Genomic DNA, 19,573 nt, shown 5'->3' on the forward strand with positions numbered 1-19,573 from the left:
CTGTTTTGAGTTTGGTAGCACAACAGGCCGGGCTGAACCCAGGGATCCACCCGGCCGCAAGGAAGTGCAACGGTGGGCCGATGGGGCAGGGTGACTGCAGCGGCCCCCGGCCGCCCGACGCCCCGGCAGCCCGCCCCATGCCCCTCTCGCCCAACCCCCTGAGCCCGGACGCCCTGCTCGAGGACCTGGCCGCCCCTGCCGAGCTGCTGATCGTGCAGGACCTCGACGGGGTGTGCATGGAGCTGGTGCACGATCCGCGCCAGCGGCGTCTGGAGCCGGCCTACATCCGCGCGGCGCGGCAGCTGGAGGGACAGTTTGCGGTGCTCACCAACGGCGAGCACGAGGGCAGCCGCGGCGTCAACCGGGTGGTGGAGCAGGCCCTGGCCGGCAGTGCCGAGCCCGCCGCCGAGGGCCTCTACCTGCCCGGGCTGGCGGCCGGTGGCGTGCAGCTGCAGGACCGCTTTGGCCGGGTGAGCCACCCGGGGGTGTCGGCCGGGGAGATCGCGTTCCTGGCGGCGGTGCCGCAGCGGCTGCGGCGCAGCTTGCTGGAGCGGCTGCCGGCGCTGTTGCCCCACCTGGATGGGGATCGGCGGCAGGCCCTGGTGGAGGCGGCCGTGCTTGACAACCCCCTCTCCCCCAGCCTCAACCTCAACGGGCTGTTCGCTGCCGTGGAGGGCAACGTGGCCGGCCAGCAGGATCTACAGGCCCTGGCTCTGGAGCTGATGGGGGAGTTGCTGGCGGAGGCCACAGCGGCAGGCCTGAGCGAGGCCTTCTTTCTGCACCTGGCCCCCAACCTCGGCAGCCGGGACGGCGCTGAGCAGCTCAAGCCCGCCAGCCCCGCCGGCCCCGGCACCACGGACTTCCAGCTGATGCTGCGCGGCGCCCTCAAGGAGGTGGGCCTGCTGGTGCTGCTCAATCAGGCCATCGGCCGCCGCAGCGGCAGCCCCCCCCTCGGCGCCGACTTCAACGTGCGCACGGCCCCCCACGACCACCCCAGCCTGCTGGAGCTGGCCCGCTCGGCCTTCGAGCCGGCGCTGATGCCCACCCTGGTGGGGGTGGGCGACACGATCACCTCGGTGCCGGCACCAGGCGGGGGCTGGCTGCGGGGCGGCAGCGACCGGGGCTTCCTCACCCTGCTGCAGGAGCTGGGCGCGGTGTTCGGCACGGCCAACCGGGTGGTGCTGGTGGACAGCAGCGGCGGCGCCGTGGACCGCCCCTCCCACGCCGATGGCCGCCTGGTGGGTCTCACCGATCCGCAGGATTCCCTGCGCATCGACGCCAGCCTGGCCGGCGGGCCACTGCAATACGTGGAGCTGTTCGGCAGGCTCGCCGAGCGCCGGGGTCAGGCCCTCAGGGGTTGAGGCCCAGCTCGCGCTCCATGCCGGCCAGGGCCACCTCGGCCACCAGCTGGATGCGGTAGCGGCAGTGCTGCGTGGTGGTGCCGTCGAAGCGGCCGTGCTCCCAGTACTTGTTGCTGCCGGCGCCTCCACCGCAGAGGCCGAAGTAGTCGCAGCTGGCCCGGCAGCGCTCCACACCGGTGCGGATCTCGCGCTCCACCTGCTGGAACTTCGGCGTGCCGGCCAGATCCACCAGGCTGTCGCGCAGCACATGGCCGAAGCAGAAATCGCCGAAGCGTTCGGTGTGCACCGACAGCAGCTCCGGATCGAAGGTGGACATGTTGCCGCGGGCATCCACGTTCACGATCGCGAAGGGGGTGTTCATATCGGTCTGCACCAGGCGGGCTTCGCCGCAGGCCAGGCTGGTGATTCCCTCGAACTCGCGGATCCGCAACCGCTCGGGCTGGTCGCCGCAGCGGTCCCAGACGCGCTCCATGAACTGGCGGTAGCGGGCCTCCAGGGCGGGCCGCTCCCCCGCCGAGACCTCCAGGCTGGACTGGGTGTTGACGCCCTCGGTCTCCTCCATGTTGAAGCCCACGTCGCCGATGCCCTGCTGCAGGAAGAAATCGACGATCGCGTCGGCATGGTCGAGCCCGGCGGCGGTGAGCACGCAGATCACCTCGAAGGGGATGCCCCGCCGTTGCAGCCAGTCCACCCCCCGCATCACGGCGGCATGGCTGGGCAGGCCGGTGCGGGTGACCCGGTGGGCATCGTGCAGGAAGGCGGGGCCATCCATGCTCACGCCCACGTGGATGTCGTGGCGCTCGAAGCAGTCGCACCAGGCCGCATCGATCACGGTGGCGTTGGTCTGCAGCGACTGCACCACCGTGGAGGGCGGCAGCCCGTGGCGCTGCAGCACGGCCTGGATGCGGGCGCTGGCGGCGTCGTAGAAGGCGATCGGCATGGTGAGCGGCTCGCCCGCATGCCAGAGCAGGGTGAATCCCCCGTCAAAGAAGGGGCTCTCCAGCACCCGCTCCAGGGCCGCCTCCAGCAGCTCCAGCGACAGCCGGGTGCGGTCGTCCCGCTGGGGCAGGTAGCAGTAACTGCAGTCGAGGTTGCAGAAGGGGGTGGGCTGCAGCACCAGCAGCCGCACCGGCCCATAGGCCAGCTCAGGCACCGGGGTGACGCTCATCGGGGCCTCGCTCAGCGGAAGTTGCGGAAGCCACCGCCGTTGCGGAAGCCCCCATTCCTGAAGCCGCCCCCATTGCGGAAGCCGCCATTACGGAAGCCACCGCCATTGCGGAAGCCGCCGTTGCGGAACCCCCCGTTGCGGAAGCCGCCATTGAAGAAGCCGCCGTTGCGGAAGCCTCCGTTGTAGAAGCCGCCATTGCGGAAGCCGCCGTTGCCCCAGCCCACGGTGGGGGCGTTGACGAACACGTAGGCCAGGGCGTCCGGTGGCCCGGCCTCTGGCCCCAGTGCCTCACGATCCTGGCCTTCCAGGTCGGTGCCGGCCTGCTGCTCCCTGTCCCGCACCACCGCTGCAATGCGCTGCATCCGCTCCTCGATGCTGGTGGTCGATCCCTGCTGCGCGGCGGCGGTGGCCAGGGCCGCTGCGCAGTCGAGCGGCAACGACACCAGCAGCAGCAGGCCGAACAGGCGGGAGTGGGTCAGAAAGGCCATGACAGGTGCTGGGAAGAGACGCGCGGACGGAAAAAAGGAACGGCGGGAAGGGGAGCAGAGGCCGCTTCAGCTGCCGGGTTCGGGCTGCTGATCACCGTCGGCCGCGGGCAGGGGCCTGATCGCCTCCCGGCCCAGCAACAGCCCCTGGAAGATCTCATCGACCTGCTCATGGGCAGCGCCGGGGCCGGTGCCGGGCGCCAGCCAGCGATCCACTGCGGCCACGTCTTCTGGCCTGCCGTCCACATAGCCCTGCAGCAGCCGGGCGATGGCCAGATCCACCAGGTTGCGGAAGGCGGAGTCGTTCTCCGGCAGCAGGCAGGCCACCCCATAGCTCTCGAAGGGCTGGTCGGGCACCAGCGCCAGGTCCTTGAGTCCCCGGGCCCGGGCCAGGGCAGCGAGCACCTTGGTGTCACCGATCACCCCCTCCACCCGGTTCGCCTCCAGGGCATCGAGGGCCTCGGACAGGTTGGCGAACGGCACCAGACGGGCCTCGGGCTGCATCCCCTGGAGCTCCGTCTCCGCCAGGGTGGAGCGCACCACGCCGATCGGGCGGCCGGTGAGGGCGGCCGGGTTGCCGTCGAAGCGGCCGGCCGGGGCCAGCAGGCGCAGGCCCGACACGCCGATGGGCATTGAGAAGTCGGCGGTCATGTCGGCTTCCCAGCTGAAGGGAATGCCGCAGGCCAGGTCGGCGGTGCCGGCCGTCACCCGAGCGGCGGTGGCGGCCAGGTCGGGCTCCATGACCAGCCGGAGCCTCACGGGACGGCCTACGGCCCTGGCCAGCTCGGCTGCGATCCGCTCGCCCAGCAGCACCGCGTAGCCCTGGGGCTGGCCCTCGTTGCCACCGCTCAGCAGGGGCGGCGCGTCGGCGGGGCCGACCAGCACCAGTTCCCCGGAGCGGGCCACCCGTTCCACGGCTCCTCCCGCCAGGGCGGCAGCCGGAACCGCCAGCCCCCCAGCCACGGCCAGGGCTGCCAGGGTGGCCGTGCTGCAGAGCGCGCGGCCGAGGCGGCGGGCTCGGCGGCAGCTCAGGCTCAGGGGGCGGCCGTAAGGGGCTGATCCCCCTGGGGAGGGAGCGGCCGAAGGGCCTGGGGAAGACAAAGCACGCCACGCCGGATGCCCCAGGACTCTGGCAAGGCCTGGGGCATCCGGCCATGCGGCGGGCTGCAGCCTGCGGGATTCTTCATTGCGACGAAGACCGCTCAGATCCACTGCTGCGCAAAGCGCATGCTGATGTCGAGCCAGGGGCTGCGGGTGATCGGTGCGCTGCTGGAGATCAGGTCCACGCCGCTGGCCGCACAGGCGCGCAACTGGGCCGGCTCCACCCCGGAGGCCTCCAGCACCACAGCCCGGCCCAGGTCTGTGGCCAGCCGGCGCAGGACCGGCACCAGCTCGGCCAGGGCACCAGGGCTGAAGCCATCCAGCAGCACGGCGTCAGCGCCGGCCTGGATCGCCTGCTCGGCCTCGGCGGCGGTCTCCGCTTCCACGATCACCCGGGCGGGCCAGGGGGCCGCAGCCCGCACCGCCAGCAGGGCCGGCACCACCCCGCCCGCCCAGGCCAGGTGGTTCTCCTTGAGCATGGCGGTGTCGTCGAGCCCGAAGCGGTGGTTGAGGCCGCCGCCACAGCGCACGGCGTATTTCTCCAGCAGCCGCAGCCCTGGAGTTGTCTTGCGGGTGTCGGCCAGACGCACGCCGCTGCCCTCCAGCTGCTGCACCAGCTCGGCGGTGGCCGTGGCGATGCCGCTCAGGCGCATCGCCAGGTTCAGGGCCGTGCGCTCGCCTGCCACCAGGGCCGCGGCATCTCCCTCCAGCTCCAGCAACCGCTGATCGGCCTGGATCCGCTCGCCATCACCCACCAGCAGCCGCACCTGCAGCTCGGCGTCGAGCAGGCGGAACAGGGGCTCCACCAGCGCCCCGCCACAGAACACCCCGGCGCGCCTGGCCACCCAGTGGGCCCGGCCCCGAACCCCCGCCAGGGCGGGCGCCGTGAGGTCGCCGCGGCCCAGATCTTCCGCCAGCCAGGCGCGCAGCAGGGGCTCGAGCTGCAGGGGGCTCAGGGGTGGCATGGCAGCGAGCGCGGCAGGAGGGCGGACCCTCCAGGACCATGGCAGCCTGCCCGGCTCACTTGCCGATGCAGAAGCGCGAGAACACCCGATCCAGCACCGCCTCGTTCACCTCTTCGCCGGTGATGGCACCGAGGGCCCGCACCGCCGTGCGCAGGTCGATGGTCCAGAAATCCCAGGGCAGCCCCTGCTCGGCGGCCTCCAGGCTGCCCGTCAGGGCAGTCGCCGCCTCGCTGGCCAGATCGCGCTGACGGGCGTTGAGGGCCACCTGGAGACCCTGCCCATCGCCCGCCCCGCAGCGCCGCAGCAGCTGCTGCACCAGGGCATCGCTGCCGGCGCCGGTCAGCGCACTGATCACGCCATCGGGGCTTGTCGCCACCGACTCGGACTGGGCTGGAGGAGGCCCTGCCTGATCCGGGGCGATCAGATCCGCCTTGTTGCCCACCAGCAGCAGGGGCACCCCCTCCGGCACCAGGTTCCGCAGGGCGGCGTCCTCCTCGGTCCAGCCGGCCTGGAGATCGAACAGGAGAAGCACCGCATCGGCGCTGGCCAGGGCCTCGTGGCTGCGGGCGATGCCGAGCTGCTCCACGGCGTCGGCGGTGGGCCGGATGCCGGCGGTGTCGAGCAGGGTGAGCGGCACGCCGTCGAGCACCAGCTCGCTCTCCAGCAGATCGCGGGTGGTGCCGGGCAGGTCGGTCACGATCGCCCGCTCGCGGTGGCTGAGGCGGTTGAGCAGGCTGCTCTTGCCCACATTGGGGCGCCCCACGATCGCCACCCGCAGGCCCTCCCGCAGGGCCGCGCCCTGACGCGCCTCCAGCACCAGGGCCTCCAGCTCCCGCTGCACCGCCACCAGGGCGGCCACTACGGCAGCGGCATCGAGGCGGGGGAGGTCGTCTTCGAAGTCGACCCGGGCTTCCAGTTCGGCCAGCTGGTCGAGCAGCCGCTCCCGCAGGCTGCCGATACGGCGCTGCAGGCCGCCATCGAGGCCGGCCATGGCCAGCTGGGCGGCGCGGCGGCTGCGGGCCGTGATCATCTCGCTCACCGCCTCGGCCTGGGTGAGATCGAGGCGGCCGTTCAGAAAGGCCCGCTGGCTGAATTCCCCGGGCTGGGCCCGGCGGGCCCCGGCGGCCAGCACCAGCTCCAGCACCCGCTGCACCGGCACCAGGCCGCCATGGCAATGGAGCTCTACCACGGTTTCGCGGGTGAAGCTTCGCGGCGCCCGCATCAGCAGCAGCAGGGCCTCATCCACCCGTTCCTGCGTGGCCGGATCCACCACGTGGCCATACAGCACCCGATGGGTGTCCCACACCTGGGACCCCGGCGCCCGGAACAGCCGGGCGCCGATGGCCTCGGCCCGGGGGCCGGAGATTCTTACGATCGCCACACTCCCCTGCCCAGGCGCGATCGCCGTGGCGACCGCTGCGATCGTGTCGCCGCCTTGGGCGCTGGCCGTGATCGCTTCGTCATCCAGCTCCAGCTCGCCTGTCACCCCGTTCCATGGCGCTGCGTCCACCCCAGTTTCAACCGCTTGCCCCCGCGGTGCGTGCCATCCAGCGGGCGATCCAGTGGCTGTGGCAGCAGGAGGGCAGCCCCGGTCAGCGGGCCAGGGGGCTGGCGGCGGGGGTGTTCTGCGGCTGCTTTCCGTTCTTCGGGCTGCAGACCCTGCTGGGGGTGGCCCTGGCGAGCCTGGTGCGGGGCAACCACCTGCTCGCCGCCGCGGGCACCTGGATCAGCAACCCCTTCACCTACCTGCCCCTCTATTGGCTCAACTTCAAGCTGGGAAGTGTGTTCCTGGGGCCGGGCCAGGGCTGGCCGGGCATGGAGAGCCTGCGCAGTGAGGCGATCTGGCAGCTGGGCTGGGCTTTTGCGAGCCGCATGTTGCTGGGATCCCTGGTGGTGGGTCTCGCCGCCGGGCCCCTGGGCGGCTGGCTCTACTGGCGCTGGCTGCTGCAGACAGGCGGCCAGGCTGATCCCCAAGTCCCACGGCCGCCCACAGGTTGATGCAGGCCCCGCCCATGAATCGGGTTCAAGACTTCGCTTCAGGACGGGGATCAGGAATTGGCCAGGCCGGGAAACACCATCAGGTCGATGTGGCCACCGGTGGGATGGCGCCATTCGCGGAATTCCTCAGCCAGGGCCTGATGGTCTTCGCTGAGGCACTGATCCTGGAGATCCTGCAGGCGCTGATGCACCTGATCGAGGGTGTGGTCAATCAGTTCGGCGGCCTGTTCAGATGTCATGGCCAGATGGGTGGTTGTCGGACAAAAAATTATCCTGATTTTGTAGACAACCTGCTCCGATTGAGCTGTAGCAGCAGACACACGGCCCGGGCGCTGTGGCCGAATGCCCATGCTCAGAGCCACTCGAATCAGTCGTCCTTCACCACAGTGCGCGCCAGCCAGTCGTGGAAGGGTTGCCAGTCGTCGGCCTGATCAATCGCCTCCCAGAGTCTCTCAATCACTCGACGCACCGGGGTTTCGGGCAGGTTCCAGCGCTGCAGGCGATCGGCGATCGAGCTGGCCGCGCTGGCCGCGTCTGGGGAGTTGGCTTCGGTGTTGGCAGCCTGGTGGCTGCAGGCCCACCAGGCGTCACGCCAGGCCAGCCAAGGCTGCCGGGGCGGCTGCGGGGCCCCCGCCAGGAAGGGCCCCAGCTCATCGGGTGTACTCGGCAGGCCTGCCTCTGCCACCCGCGCCGCCAGCCCGGCGAAGAAGGATCCGTAGCCCACGGGCCAGGCCGCCAGCAGTTGCAAGGTGGCAGGCAGGGGATCCGGGGCTTCCCCCAGGCCATCCCATTCCCCCGGCCATGCCGGCGGCAGCCCCAGCCGCCTGGCCATCAGCTGGCGGTAGTGGTGGTCGAAGGCCGGCGCGAAGCGCTCCAGGCGAGCCTCCAGCTCGGCCCGGGGCAGCAGCATCATCAGGGGCTCCTGCAGCAGGCGCAGGTTCTGGTGGGCGACTGCCGGTTGCTGGCCGTAGGCGTAGAGACCGGCGTGATCGAAGTAGGCCGCCGTGAAGTGCGGATCCCACCGGTCGAGGAAGGCGAAGGGGCCGTAGTCGAAGCTCTCCCCGGCCAGCGACATGTTGTCGGTGTTGAGCACCCCGTGGGTGAAGCCGGCGGCCATCCACCCGGCGCTGAGTCGGGCCACCCGCTCCACCAGCTCGCCGTAAAAGGCCAGCAGCCGCGCCTCCCCAGTCGCTTCGGTTGCGGCCACCTCGGGGTAGTAGGTGATCACCACATGCTGCAGCAGCCGCTCCAGCTGTCGCGGCTGGCGTTGATGGAGCAGCCGCTCGCAGCTGCCGAAGCGCAGGTGGGTCCGGGCCAGGCGCACCATCACGGCGCTGCGCGTGGGGGAGGGCTCGTCGCCCCGGTACAGATCCTCCCCTGTTTCCACCAGGCTGAGGCTGCGGCTGGTGGTCACGCCCAGGCGCTGCAGCGCCTCGCCGGCGATCACCTCCCGCACGCCCCCCTTGAGGGTGAGGCGGCCATCGCCGCCGCGGCTCCAGGGGGTGGTGCCGCTGCCCTTGGTGCCCAGGTCCTGCAGCTGGCCATGGCGGTCGCGCAGCTGGCCATAGAGAAAGCCACGGCCATCGCCCAGAAAGGGGTTGTAGGTGCCGAACTGATGGCCGTGGTAGCGCAGGGCCAGCAGGGGTGTGCGCGCCTCGAAGCGGCCGTAAGCGGCCTCGATGTCGGCGTCGGAGACGCTGGCAGGATTGAGGCCGATTTGGTGTAACAGGGAGTCGTTGCGGAAGCGCAGCTGGGTGCGCGGGAACTGCGCTGCCTCCACCACTTCCCAGTAGTCAGCCCCGAGTCCTTCGAGCTGGGGCTCGAACGGCAGGGCGAGCAGGGGGTTGGGGGGCATTGCAACAAGCTTGAGCGGATTGACCCTAATGAGCAGGTCCCAAGGGACACTGGGTTGCCAACGAGGCAGGGGGAGCTTCAACGTCGGTGATCGATAAAATCAAGAAGCGGGCGATCCTTGATGGAAGGCCATCTGCGCCCTCCATTCCACCAAGAACGAAGAGGGCAAGAGAGATCCTGAGATGTATGTTGCCGCCAAGGCAAAGTAGTGGTTCCATTACTGTGCAGATGTCTTGGCCTATGGGATGCGCTGCCGGGTCGGCATTGAGAAGCTCTCAAGGAATGCGAGGCCGAAGTCTGGATTGCCGCAGCCGTGGAGCACCTCCTACGGCTGGATGCTTTCGGAAGCAGCCTGCCTGATCCGATTGAGGAGGAGAAAGTGCCTTTCAATCCGAAGGAGGAGAATCCCTTCGGGTCAGTCAGTATCAGCTCGGACCTCGGAGGGGTCTATTCCTGCCGGGGCATCAGGAAAATGGCCTAAAGCTCAAGATACTCCCTGCATGGAGGCGTCGATGAACCGTGCAAGACCACTGCTTCTTATATGCTATCCAAAAGATCGGCGTGTCGGATAAAAGTGTACGATTGGAAAGCCCTCTAGGCCCCAAAGGCAAACCAACAGGCCTGAGTACGAGGCCAGTGTAGACATTAGGACCTAAAGTGGCTCACATCTGTCTCATTGGTGAAAACAAGACTGGCCTTCTAGAGATTGAGTACCTTTGTTAGACTTCTATGGTTGCAGGCGGCGTTGGCAGCGCACGCGCCTGCTTCAGCCTGGGCTGACGAATAACAGCTTTAGCCAGCATCAGGATCCTGGCCTCAAGCAGGCTCTCTACTATACTGATCACAATCTTTGCTCCTTGGGGCATGTCAGACAGGATTCTGGATCACTACACGGACAAGCCACCATCTCTGTCCAATACAATTGGCATCTTTAAAGGCGAGTGGAGCTCTGCCATACCAGGCTGTCCAGATGGTGGAAGAGCGCCACTCTTTTCTGACCCACGCGCAGACTATTGGATCAAGAAAACAAATGAGTTGTTTGGCAGCTCGCTTACCTCAGAATCAATTAATGCACTCGAGCTGGGGCCGCTGGAGGGGGCACATTCCTATATGTTCTCCAATGCAGGCTGGAATGTTACTTCAATTGAAAGCAATTCCAGGGCGTTTCTAAAAACACTAATCATTTATAATGAATTCAATCTCCATGCCAAGGCGCTCTACGGTGATTTTATCCCTTATCTAAAGAATCCCAGCACACCTCTATTCAATTTTATTGCTGCCAGTGGCGTTCTCTATCACATGAAAAATCCCTTGGAGACAATTGACCTCATCCTGTCTAAATGTCTATCTGTGGGAATATGGACTCATTTCTATGATGAGTCATTGACAAGTCTTTGGCCTAATCGATGGAGCCAAATCGAACTCAGTGCAGGTGGCACAACTTACCCGGCATTTAAGCAATTCTATGGTCAAGGACAAAAAGATCAATCCTTCTGTGGCGGTGGTCAAGAGTATTCAATATGGGTTCAAAAGGACGACATCCTAACTCGCTTAAGCGATCATGGTTTTGACATAGATATACATTCCTGTCAAATGGATCATCCCAATGGACCTTGCATGACTCTATTTGCGCACTCGAAGCACAAGCCTCCCCAGTAATGCTTACCACTTTTCATATTCAGCCAACACTACTGGTAGTGAGAAAGAGTCCCAACCGAACTGAACGATATTTGATTAGATCGTAATCCGATTAATAACCTACTCATGCAATAATGAAGCAGATCTACCTCCATATTGGTCATGGCAAAACCGGAACCTCGGCGTTCCAGGCATTGATGGCACAATCTCAGAAGATGCTTCTTTCTGCAGGCATACTGTATAAAGAGCATCCCAGCTTTTCTAATGCGATCCGATCACGGATAAGTTCAGGCAACATTGATCCGAGTGACACGAATGATTGGTTTGACACTCAGGTCTTGGCGACCGTGAGGAACAACCAGAATTACGATAAGTATGTTTTTTCCTGTGAGAATGCTTTCCACTATATGGATAGTGTATACGCGGCTCTCGACAATAGTAAGGATAACTTTAACTTGCACGTGATTCTAGCTGTCCGCAATCCAGGAGATATGCTCTCATCTGAATACCATCAACTGGTTAAGCGTGATGGGTTGTTCATTTCATACGAGGCCTTTCTAGAGCGTACTAGCTATAGATGCAAGCATGCTTTCAGAGCTCTCGAGATTATTGAACAGCTCGAGAGCAAGGAGATTTCCTTTTCTCTATTAAACTTTTCGAATTTAGGCTATGCAATTACCCGAAGAATCTCTGAAATCATTGGCATAGATACTTTAGTCGATACTCATAGATTTACAACTATGAGAGTAAACCGGTCGATGTCTGTTTCAGAGTTGCAGGCTCTCGTTCTTGTCAATCGACTCTATGGCAAGTTCGCGGGCACCAAGCTATCAGATGCGTTGGTTAACTCACTCCCAGATATTGATTCTGACCCTTTGTTGCCATCGGCTTCGTCAAGCAAGAAGATTGCTGATGAAATGAAACCGATCATCCATGCGATTAATCGAAGATTGCCTCTGTCTTCCCCACTTGTAGTCACCAGCGATGTTGAGATAGAATCGAATTTGATCTGTCCCCTCGATGATTCTCAGGTTGCCATCATTAAGGGTGCTATTTCTGAGCTGAGTCAAAGTGAAGATCGCGCTTGGCGGGCAAAGAGATCAAGTTTTCTCATGAAGACAGCAAATAAGATCTTGGAAAAAGAGTCACTTGGGGTTCGTGTTGCTTTCAGACTGATGAAGCTTGCTCAGCATCTACAGCCTTCAAGTCAGCCCATAAGAGAAAAGACTCGCAGGCTAAGAAGAATGATTAGGCGGTGAATCAATATCAGCCCTAGAAGTTCCTGTCATAGACTATTTGACTAGGATGCTTGCAGAGTTTCGAAGAGACTCTGACTTAGAGCGAGGTACTCTGGCTCGAAAATATCATGCTTTTGATAGAATACATCCAAACTCGGCACCTAGACAGAATACTCTAACGTTCAACTGAGGTAAATATCCTAGTATGGAGAGGTTCAATACGATGTTCTTTAGTGATGCCGGGGTAAATTGCCAACAATGTACATCAACATAGGGCTTGGAGGCGTATTCGTTCATAGCTGCATCAATGCACCTTCTCATGGCCGTTGTAGCATTTCTGAAGGGGTTGAGTGCTTCTTGATACTGGTGACGGCTGAAGCATCTCGTTTCAAGTACTGAACGCAAGCTAGGTCTTGACCTGCGCTCTAGATGGGCAACTATGACTTCAAGATAAGTCGATTCTGGAATAAAGTGATCGAAGCAATATAGTTTATGTGGCGCAGTAAATGCGTAGTGACCGGAGTCCTCTAAGGCTGAAAGTACATTGATGAAATGTGCTATTAAGTCGGGTTGATGCTCTACACAGTGATGAGAGATTATGGCTTCATATTTGCTGGTAATCTGAGAAAAGCCATTCGCCAGGCAATAGTCGATGTGGGGAACTTTGTCGGGATTCCTGTTTAGAGCGTGACTTGCACGAGTTCGAAGTTCGTCGGTAGTAAAGTAGTCGGCGTATTCAATCTCTACTCCAGGCTTTCTAAACCTTTCAATCGATGGCTTATCAAATGGCCCGATTTCAAGCATCCTTTGGCAGTGGCCAAGGGACTTGTCCATGAATTGCATCCGATTGCTGATTTCGCTTGCAATTCTGTTGGCGGCTAGACCATGATCTTGCCAATGTTGCCTAAGTGCCTTTGTTCTGAGGTCTGGCAAGTCTGGATTGTGCTTTCGATACTGTCTTGCGTTGAATTCCTGGGGGATGGCGTCGTGCATCGGAATCGTTCCAAAAACTAATTACTGAGTTGGTAGTAAGAGTCTAGCGTGAGTAGAGTTCAACTCAACGTGTTCCCCAAACTTTAGAATATGCTCAATAGCCTGCCTGATAGTGTGTTCCTGGCGTGTGTGCCCTCCTAGAACTCATGGGAACTGAACCAATGGTGGTGGTCACGTTAGTCTGGCAATGGTTTTCAGGAGGTTTTAACTGTATCCTTTTTCGTGAAGGAATTGCATTTCTTTCCTGGCAGCGCGCTTCCTTGGGGGCTGGGGCTGGCGTAAATCCCCGGCACCAGCAGGGCTGACATGGCCAAACTTGACCAGCCCGGCCATCTTGATGTGTCCGTAACATCTACAGAGATGGCACCCCCGTGGCTTAATGTCTGCTGCCGAGTGGTTCTCCGGCAAGACCTCTTCTGGTTTCTGGTTGGCAGACAGCACCGGAAAGCCAATGTCGTTTAGCAAGTATGCCCAGTTCTACTGGGGCATGGCTGTAGAGCGCCCCAACTCATCAGCCACATAGGATTACCATGGGCCCGAATATTCGTAACAGTGGCACTCCATTGGATCTTTACTGCTCCTGGTGAGTTGCATGTTGATGATCCGCCGCATGGTCGGAGTTTGGCCTGCTTGAAGACCTCCTAAAACTCCTAGGGACTAAGGCCTCTGCCGGGTCAGCCAATCCCCGTCCGACAGATGTCGAGCACATCCGCCATCGAGGCGATCTGGTTGATGGTGCCGCTGAGCTGGTGGGCGCCGCTGAGTTCCACCCGCAGTTCAATGCGGGCCGGCTTGCCGGGGGTGGTGCGCACCCGGGCGTCGCTCACGTTGATGCGGTGGTCGGAGAGGCGCATCAGGATGTCCTTGAGCACGCCCACCCGATCGAGCACCTCGATGCGCAGCTGCACCGGATAGCGGCGCTTCTCCTGGTCGGAGGTGGGGTTCCAGCGCACGGGTAGGCGGCGCTCGGGCGGCACCTGGTGCACGTTGGCGCAGTCCTGGCGGTGAATTGTGATGCCGTGGTTGCCGAGGGCCACCGCCGCCAGAATCGCTTCCCCCGGCAGGGGACTGCAGCAACCGCCCAGCCGGTAGTCGAGGCCCTCAAGCCCCAGGATGGCGCTGGAGGCTCCGGGGCCGATCGGGCTGGCCGTGGCGGTGGGCGGGCAGGCCTGGTTTTTCACGGAGCGGGCCAGTTCCTCGTTGCTGAGCACCGGGGCGGCAGCGCTGTTGGCGAGGCGCAGCTCCTCGCGCAGGCGGTTGAGCACCTGGTGCAGGGTCACCCCGCCGAAGCCGAGGTTGGCGAGCAGGTCGTCGGTGCTGATCAGGTTGCAGCGGCGGGCTACCTTGGCCATCGCCTCGCCGTTGAGCAGGGCATCGAAGCCCTCCCGGCCCAGCTCCCGCTCCAGCATCTCGGTGCCGCGCTGGATGTTGGCCTCGCGATGGCTTTTCTTGTACCAGGCCCGGATCCGGTTGCGGGCCGTGGGGGTGGCCACGAAGTTGAGCCAGTCGAGGCTCGGGTGGGCCGCCTTGGCGGTGAGGATCTGCACGAAGTCGCCGTTCTGGAGCGGCGTGGCCAGGGGGCAGAGGCGGTCGTTGATGCGTGCCCCCTGGCAGTGGTTGCCCACCTCGGAGTGAATGCGGAAGGCAAAATCCACCGCCGTGGAACCCTTGCGCAGGCCCACCACATCGCCGTTGGGGGTGAACACGAACACCTCCTCATCGAAGAGGTCTTCCTTGATCGAGGCGAGGTAGTCGTTGCTGTCCTGGGCGCCACCATCTTTTTGCCAGTCCACCAGCTGGCGCAGCCAGTTGAAGCGCTCGGCGTCGTTGCCGAGGGCAGCAGGTGAACCGCCTTCTTTGTATTTCCAGTGGGCAGCGATGCCGTATTCCGCTACCTGGTGCATCTCGGCAGTGCGGATCTGCACCTCGATCGGCCGATGGCGGCCGATTACCGCCGTGTGCAACGACTGATAGCCATTCGGCTTGGGCAGGCCGATGTAGTCCTTGAAGCGTCCGGGGATCGGCCGGAAGGTGTCGTGCACCACCGCCAGGGAGCGGTAGCAGCCATCGAGGCTGGGGCAGAGAATGCGCAGGGCGGCCACGTCGTAGATCTCGTGGAAGGCCTTCTGCTGGCGCTGCATCTTGCTCCAGATGCCATAGAGGTGCTTGGGGCGGCCGCTCACCTCGCAGGCCGAGAGCCCCACGGCGGCGAGCTTGTCGCGCAGCAACTGCACCGTGACCTGCAGTCGCTCCTCGCGCTCACTGCGCTTGGTGGCCACCTGCAGCTGCACGTCGCGATACGCCTCGGGCTCCAGGATCTTGAAGGCCAGATCCTCCAGTTCCCACTTGAGCCGGCCGATGCCGAGCCTGTTGGCCAGGGGGGCGTAGATCTCGCGCGTTTCGCGGGCGATGCGCAGCTGCTTCTCGGGTTTCAGCGCCCCGAGGGTGCGCATGTTGTGCAGCCGGTCGGCCAGTTTCACCAGCACGACGCGGATGTCGCTGGCCATGGCCAGGAACATCCGCCGCAGGTTTTCGGCCTGGGCCTCGGTTTTGTTGGTGAAGTGGATGCCGCCGAGCTTGGTCACCCCCTCCACCAGGGCGCGCACCTCGGCGCCGAAGTGCTGCTCCACCTCCTCGGGCGTCACCTCGGTGTCCTCCACCACGTCGTGGAGGAAGCCGGCCGCGATCACACTGGCGCTGGCGCCGATGTCCCGCAGCAGATCGGCCACCGCAATCGGGTGCACGATGTAGGGATCGCCGCAGGCCCGGTACTGGCCCTCGTGGAGTTGGTAGGCGAAGTCAAAGGCGGAGGCCAGCAGGGCCTCGGCGTCGGTGGGACACGACTGGCCGTCGCCAGGAGGGGCGTGCTCGATGCAGTGCTGGAGCCACTCCGGCAGCGGCACGCCGTAGTCGTCCGGACTGTGGATCGGGCGTGGCTTGGGGAGCGCCCGGGCCGCCGGAGGCCCGATGGCGAGGTCGAGGCATGGGGCCGTCCCCAGGCTCTCCAGGCTGGCCTGCAGCTCTGACTGACGCTTGGACTGCGCTGACGGGTCGGCAGTCACTGCAGGGGTTTCGAGACCACCCACAGCCGGGTGATCCGTCTCTGGGCCCGGGGCGTCGGTGCGCTCCAGCGGGGGGTTCAGATCGGAAACCGCGCGGAGCATGCAACCTTGCGGACTGCACCAATCGTAGGCAGGTGCGGCCCGATCGGGACCAGTCTCGGCGTCAGCGGATCCAAGCTGGGGGCCATGACTGAGCCCGTGCTGTGTTTCAAGGACCTGGTGGTCCGCTATCCAGGCGCGCCGAGCCCCACCCTCGACGGCCTGGTCCTGGAGCTGCATCCCGGCCAGACCCTCGCCCTGGTGGGCCCCTCCGGCTGTGGCAAGAGCACCGTGGCCCGGGCCGCCCTGCAGCTGCTGCCCGAGGGCAGCCAGTGCAGCGGCAGCCTCAGCCTCGGCGGCCAGGATCCGCGCCAGCTGGGCCGGGCCGCCCTGCGCCGCCTGCGTGGCGAAGCGGTGGGCCTGGTGTTCCAGGATCCGATGACGCGGCTCAATCCGCTGCTGACGGTGGGGGATCACCTCACCGACACCCTGGCGGCCCATCGCCCCGGCTGGAGGCGGCGCGCCCTGCGGCAGCGGGCCGAGGACCTGCTGCAGCGGGTGGGCATCAGCGCGGAGCGCTTTGACAACTACCCCCACGCCTTCAGCGGCGGCATGCGCCAGCGGCTGGCCATTGCCTTGGCCATGGCGCTGAGGCCACCGCTTGTGATCGCCGATGAACCCACCACCAGCCTCGATGTGGCCGTGGCCGGCCAGGTGATGGCCGAGCTCACCCAGCTCTGCCGCGAGGCCGGCAGCGCCCTGCTGCTGATCAGCCACGACCTGGCCATGGCCGGGCGCTGGTGTGACCAGATCGCCGTACTCGACCAGGGCCGCCTGATCGAGCAGGCTCCGGCCCGGCAGCTACTGCTGGAGCCGCAGGCGCCGCTGAGCCAGCGGCTTGTGGCCCGAGCCCGAGAGCGGGAGGCGGCGGGCGCCCGTCCACCGGGTGAGCGGCAGCGGCTGCTGGAGATCGAGGCTCTGCGCTGCTGGCATCCGTTGCCCTCGGCCCCCTGGCGGCCCCGCTGGCTCAAGGCCGTCGATGGGGTGAGCCTGGAGGTGAGCCGCGGCGAGACCGTGGGAATCGTGGGGGCCTCCGGCTGCGGCAAGAGCACCCTCTGCCGGGCCCTGATGGGCCTCACCGCCGTGCGGGGCGGGGCGGTGCGCCTGGATGGCATCGACCTGCGGCAGCTGCGCGGCGAATCGCTGCGGCAGGCCCGCCGCGGCCTTCAGATGGTGTTCCAGGACCCCCTCGCCTGCCTCAATCCCCAGATGACGGTGGCTGACGCCGTGGCCGACCCCCTGCGCATCCACGGCCTGGCCAGCCGGCCGGCGGCCCGGCAGCGGGCCCGGGAGCTGCTGGCGGCGGTGGGCCTGAACCCGCCGGAGGCATTTGAGCAGCGGCTGCCGCGCCAGCTCTCCGGTGGCCAGCAACAGCGGGTGGCGATCGCCCGGGCGTTGATCCTGGAGCCCAGGGTGTTGCTCTGCGACGAGAGCGTGAGCATGCTCGATGCCGAGGTGCAGGCCGATGTGCTGGCCCTGCTGCGGGATCTGCAGCAGCGGCTTGGGCTGGGTCTGCTGTTCGTGACCCACGACCTCTCGGTGGCCGGCGGCTTCTGCCACCGGGTGATCGTGCTGGAGGGCGGCAGGATCGTGGAGCAGGGCCCGGGGGCAGAGCTGCTGCGTCATCCCAAGGCTGCCATCACCCGCACCCTGGTGGAGGCCTGCCCGCGGCTGCCCCAGGCCGGCTGAGTGTCTGGGGGAGTGGGGCGGGAGAACCAGTCGTCCACTTGCCAAGGCCGACACCGCCGGACAAGCTGTTATTGAGCTTGTGGCGCATCGCAGCAGCCCCCAGCTCCACCAGGAACCATGAAGCGCAAGAAGAACCGCCGCAAGATGCCAACCTGGCGCGTTGGCCGGGGGGTCAGGGTGCCGAAAGCCACCACGACCCGCCTCAGTGGCAACGGTGAGATTCTCAACCGCCACCCCATTGCGCGGAACATCCCGCCGGGGCCGAGCGCTCGCCTGGGCAGCGGAGGCAACTACCGCGAAGCCGGTTCCCCTGATCTGTTGGGCAAATACCAGGGCGCCTTCTCACCGGTAACCATTGCTCAGGAGGGCAGCAACCGCTTTCTGCGCTTCAGTGTCAGCGGTCAGGGCAGAGGCGGCAAAGACCGCGCCGAGCTCAGCCAGCAGGGGTATTACAGGGCCGGCCGCCGCAGCCTGCAGGCCAACTTCCGGTTGCGGATTCCAGAGGGCAGCGGGGTGTCCAACAACTCCTTCTATCTGATGCAGCTCTGGCAGCTGGGGGGTAGGAACCCGTTCGCGGGCCTCCGCATGCGACGCGGGGAATCCCATGAGGTGGACTTCATCACCAAGTCGGCGAATGGCGGCTCCCGCCAGCTCAACAAGGTTGCTCGCTTCAGCTTAGTGCCGGGGCAATGGCACAACTTCCAGATGCGCTTTCGCTTTCGTCCCGGCCGCAACAGCACCATGAGCGTGGCCGCCGATGGCATTCAGATCGGAAGCTGGAGGGGCCGGGCAGGAACACCCAACGTGCAGCCGATCCCCAACCGCGGCCCCACCCCTTACTACCGCTTCAAGTTCGGGATCTACAAGCGCAACGAGCCCAGCGCCGGCACGTTCACCACCCACTTCGACGACATGCTGGTGGGAACGCTCTGAGCCGAGGCCGGGACCCCTTTCAGCGCAGCCTGCCCCGCAGCTGCTCCAGCAGCCGCTCGAACGCCGCTGGCAGGGGTGCCTCACACACCAGGCGTTCGCGGCTGATCGGGTGATCCAGGCTCAGTTGCACGGCGTGCAGGGCCTGACCCGGCAGGGCCACGGGCAGGCGCCGGCAGCGGGAGTAGGCGGGGTCGCCCACGATCGGATGGCCGATGTGGGCGGCGTGCACCCGGATCTGGTGGGTGCGGCCGGTGTCGAGCTGGAAGCGCAGCAGCGCGAAATCCCCCAGCCGCTCCTGCACCGACCAGTGGGTGCAGGCGTGCCGGCCGCTGGCATCGCTGACCACGGCGTATTTCTTGCGATCCACCGGATGGCGGCCGATCGCGCCGATCACCGTGCCGTGGTCGGCGCGGGGTTGGCCGTGCACCACGCCCAGGTAGTGGCGGGAGGCGATGCGCTTCTGGATCTGCACCTGCAGCTTCACCAGGGCCTCCTGGCTCTTGGCCACCACGATGCAGCCGGTGGTGTCCTTGTCGAGCCGGTGCACGATGCCGGGGCGCAGTTCGCCGCCGATGCCGGGCAGGTCGGGGCAGTGGTGCAGCAGGCCGTTCACCAGGGTGCCGTCCCTGTTGCCGGGCGCCGGATGCACCGTGAGGCCGGCCGGCTTGTTGAGCACGATCAGGTGGGCATCCTCGTAAAGCACATCGAGGGGCATCTCCTGGGCCACCAGGTAGGGCAGCGGCTCCGGTGGTGGCATCCAGAGCTCCACTTGATCGCCCAGCCGCAGGGGGGTCTTGGCCCGTCCGGTGATCCCATTCACCCGCACGTAGCCCGCTTCGATGAACTTCTGGATCCGGGCCCGGCTCTGCTCCGGCCGCTGCGCCACCAGCCAGCGATCCAGCCGCATCGGCAGCGGCTTCGGATAGGAGAGCGTCAGCAGCTCGCCTGCTCCCTCGCCGAACGCGGCCATCAGCAACGCCTCCTCTTCG

Annotated in this window: 16 protein-coding genes; 6 read left to right on the plus strand and 10 right to left on the minus strand. The window is 65.0% G+C overall.

The window, feature by feature from the left end; genetic code table 11:
- The first annotated feature begins 137 nt into the window (after nucleotides 1-137).
- Nucleotides 138-1,361, plus strand: coding sequence for a glucosylglycerol 3-phosphatase (gene stpA, locus CyaNS01_RS00750; RefSeq protein ID WP_186698080.1), 1,224 nt, complete (start codon nucleotides 138-140; stop codon nucleotides 1,359-1,361).
- Here stpA and grrM read toward each other — a convergent pair.
- From grrM to mnmE, 5 genes are all read right to left on the minus strand, one after another.
- Nucleotides 1,351-2,529: a cyclophane-forming radical SAM/SPASM peptide maturase GrrM/OscB gene (gene grrM / locus CyaNS01_RS00755; protein ID WP_186698082.1), complete on the minus strand. Its 1,179-nt coding sequence runs from the start codon at nucleotides 2,527-2,529 to the stop codon at nucleotides 1,351-1,353. The two genes, stpA and grrM, sit on opposite strands and share 11 nt — an antisense overlap.
- An 11-nt stretch (nucleotides 2,530-2,540) precedes the next feature.
- A complete protein-coding gene (grrA, locus tag CyaNS01_RS00760) occupies nucleotides 2,541-3,017 on the minus strand; it encodes a GrrA/OscA1 family cyclophane-containing rSAM-modified RiPP (protein WP_186698083.1) in 477 nt (158 codons plus the stop codon).
- A 66-nt stretch (nucleotides 3,018-3,083) separates the two neighbouring features.
- On the minus strand, nucleotides 3,084-4,115 hold the full coding sequence (gene grrP / locus CyaNS01_RS00765) for an extracellular substrate binding-like orphan protein GrrP (RefSeq protein WP_225875719.1): 1,032 nt from the start codon (nucleotides 4,113-4,115) through the stop codon (nucleotides 3,084-3,086).
- Between the two features lie 101 nt (nucleotides 4,116-4,216).
- Nucleotides 4,217-5,080 (minus strand): carboxylating nicotinate-nucleotide diphosphorylase, encoded by an 864-nt coding sequence (nadC, locus tag CyaNS01_RS00770; protein ID WP_186698085.1) that lies wholly within the window; start codon nucleotides 5,078-5,080, stop codon nucleotides 4,217-4,219.
- Between the two features lie 55 nt (nucleotides 5,081-5,135).
- Nucleotides 5,136-6,566: a tRNA uridine-5-carboxymethylaminomethyl(34) synthesis GTPase MnmE gene (gene mnmE / locus CyaNS01_RS00775; protein ID WP_225875720.1), complete on the minus strand. Its 1,431-nt coding sequence runs from the start codon at nucleotides 6,564-6,566 to the stop codon at nucleotides 5,136-5,138.
- A gap of 8 nt (nucleotides 6,567-6,574) precedes the next feature.
- Here mnmE and CyaNS01_RS00780 point away from each other — a divergent pair, with 8 nt between their 5' ends.
- The gene (locus tag CyaNS01_RS00780) at nucleotides 6,575-7,078 is read left to right on the plus strand and encodes a DUF2062 domain-containing protein (protein WP_186698087.1); all 504 of its coding nucleotides are present in this window, start codon (nucleotides 6,575-6,577) and stop codon (nucleotides 7,076-7,078) included.
- Between the two features lie 50 nt (nucleotides 7,079-7,128).
- Here CyaNS01_RS00780 and CyaNS01_RS00785 read toward each other — a convergent pair whose 3' ends face one another.
- Nucleotides 7,129-7,317, minus strand: coding sequence for a hypothetical protein (locus CyaNS01_RS00785; protein ID WP_186698089.1), 189 nt, complete (start codon nucleotides 7,315-7,317; stop codon nucleotides 7,129-7,131).
- Nucleotides 7,318-7,445: 128 nt separating this feature from the next.
- A complete protein-coding gene (locus tag CyaNS01_RS00790; RefSeq protein WP_186698091.1) occupies nucleotides 7,446-8,933 on the minus strand; it encodes a YdiU family protein in 1,488 nt (495 codons plus the stop codon).
- 863 nt (nucleotides 8,934-9,796) lie between these two features.
- Here CyaNS01_RS00790 and CyaNS01_RS00795 point away from each other — a divergent pair.
- Nucleotides 9,797-10,591 carry a class I SAM-dependent methyltransferase gene (locus CyaNS01_RS00795; protein ID WP_186698092.1) on the plus strand — a complete coding sequence of 265 codons (795 nt, stop codon included), beginning with the start codon at nucleotides 9,797-9,799 and terminating at the stop codon, nucleotides 10,589-10,591.
- 113 nt (nucleotides 10,592-10,704) lie between these two features.
- Entirely contained in the window at nucleotides 10,705-11,829 is a 1,125-nt protein-coding gene (locus CyaNS01_RS00800) for a hypothetical protein (RefSeq protein ID WP_186698094.1), read from the plus strand.
- Nucleotides 11,830-11,934: 105 nt separating this feature from the next.
- Here the strand turns inward: CyaNS01_RS00800 and CyaNS01_RS00805 are convergent, their stop codons facing one another.
- Nucleotides 11,935-12,801 carry a hypothetical protein gene (locus CyaNS01_RS00805; protein WP_186698096.1) on the minus strand — a complete coding sequence of 289 codons (867 nt, stop codon included), beginning with the start codon at nucleotides 12,799-12,801 and terminating at the stop codon, nucleotides 11,935-11,937.
- Between the two features lie 674 nt (nucleotides 12,802-13,475).
- Nucleotides 13,476-15,965: a bifunctional (p)ppGpp synthetase/guanosine-3',5'-bis(diphosphate) 3'-pyrophosphohydrolase gene (locus CyaNS01_RS00810; RefSeq protein ID WP_225875721.1), complete on the minus strand. Its 2,490-nt coding sequence runs from the start codon at nucleotides 15,963-15,965 to the stop codon at nucleotides 13,476-13,478.
- An 84-nt stretch (nucleotides 15,966-16,049) separates the two neighbouring features.
- Here CyaNS01_RS00810 and CyaNS01_RS00815 point away from each other — a divergent pair, with 84 nt between their 5' ends.
- Nucleotides 16,050-17,651 carry an ABC transporter ATP-binding protein gene (locus CyaNS01_RS00815; protein ID WP_186698098.1) on the plus strand — a complete coding sequence of 534 codons (1,602 nt, stop codon included), beginning with the start codon at nucleotides 16,050-16,052 and terminating at the stop codon, nucleotides 17,649-17,651.
- A gap of 177 nt (nucleotides 17,652-17,828) precedes the next feature.
- Nucleotides 17,829-18,584 (plus strand): heparin lyase I family protein, encoded by a 756-nt coding sequence (locus CyaNS01_RS00820; RefSeq protein WP_186698100.1) that lies wholly within the window; start codon nucleotides 17,829-17,831, stop codon nucleotides 18,582-18,584.
- Nucleotides 18,585-18,603: 19 nt separating this feature from the next.
- Here the strand turns inward: CyaNS01_RS00820 and CyaNS01_RS00825 are convergent, their stop codons facing one another.
- Nucleotides 18,604-19,554: an RluA family pseudouridine synthase gene (locus CyaNS01_RS00825; protein ID WP_186700023.1), complete on the minus strand. Its 951-nt coding sequence runs from the start codon at nucleotides 19,552-19,554 to the stop codon at nucleotides 18,604-18,606.
- Nucleotides 19,555-19,573 lie beyond the last annotated feature (19 nt).

The sequence above is a fragment of the Cyanobium sp. NS01 genome (genome assembly GCF_014280235.1).
In the GTDB taxonomy this organism is placed as follows: Bacteria; Cyanobacteriota; Cyanobacteriia; order PCC-6307; family Cyanobiaceae; genus NIES-981.

What these genes read in the sequence shown, in the direction of transcription:
- grrM (WP_186698082.1), bottom strand. Translation starts at nt 2,529, where the DNA reads ATGAGCGTCACCCCGGTGCCTGAGCTGGCCTATGGGCCGGTGCGGCTG.
- nadC (WP_186698085.1), bottom strand. Translation starts at nt 5,080, where the DNA reads ATGCCACCCCTGAGCCCCCTGCAGCTCGAGCCCCTGCTGCGCGCCTGG.
- CyaNS01_RS00780 (WP_186698087.1), top strand. Translation starts at nt 6,575, where the DNA reads ATGGCGCTGCGTCCACCCCAGTTTCAACCGCTTGCCCCCGCGGTGCGT.
- grrA (WP_186698083.1), bottom strand. Translation starts at nt 3,017, where the DNA reads ATGGCCTTTCTGACCCACTCCCGCCTGTTCGGCCTGCTGCTGCTGGTG.
- CyaNS01_RS00825 (WP_186700023.1), bottom strand. Translation starts at nt 19,554, where the DNA reads ATGGCCGCGTTCGGCGAGGGAGCAGGCGAGCTGCTGACGCTCTCCTAT.
- CyaNS01_RS00795 (WP_186698092.1), top strand. Translation starts at nt 9,797, where the DNA reads ATGTCAGACAGGATTCTGGATCACTACACGGACAAGCCACCATCTCTG.
- CyaNS01_RS00800 (WP_186698094.1), top strand. Translation starts at nt 10,705, where the DNA reads ATGAAGCAGATCTACCTCCATATTGGTCATGGCAAAACCGGAACCTCG.
- CyaNS01_RS00805 (WP_186698096.1), bottom strand. Translation starts at nt 12,801, where the DNA reads ATGCACGACGCCATCCCCCAGGAATTCAACGCAAGACAGTATCGAAAG.
- CyaNS01_RS00790 (WP_186698091.1), bottom strand. Translation starts at nt 8,933, where the DNA reads ATGCCCCCCAACCCCCTGCTCGCCCTGCCGTTCGAGCCCCAGCTCGAA.
- CyaNS01_RS00810 (WP_225875721.1), bottom strand. Translation starts at nt 15,965, where the DNA reads ATGCTCCGCGCGGTTTCCGATCTGAACCCCCCGCTGGAGCGCACCGAC.
- CyaNS01_RS00785 (WP_186698089.1), bottom strand. Translation starts at nt 7,317, where the DNA reads ATGACATCTGAACAGGCCGCCGAACTGATTGACCACACCCTCGATCAG.
- CyaNS01_RS00815 (WP_186698098.1), top strand. Translation starts at nt 16,050, where the DNA reads ATGACTGAGCCCGTGCTGTGTTTCAAGGACCTGGTGGTCCGCTATCCA.
- stpA (WP_186698080.1), top strand. Translation starts at nt 138, where the DNA reads ATGCCCCTCTCGCCCAACCCCCTGAGCCCGGACGCCCTGCTCGAGGAC.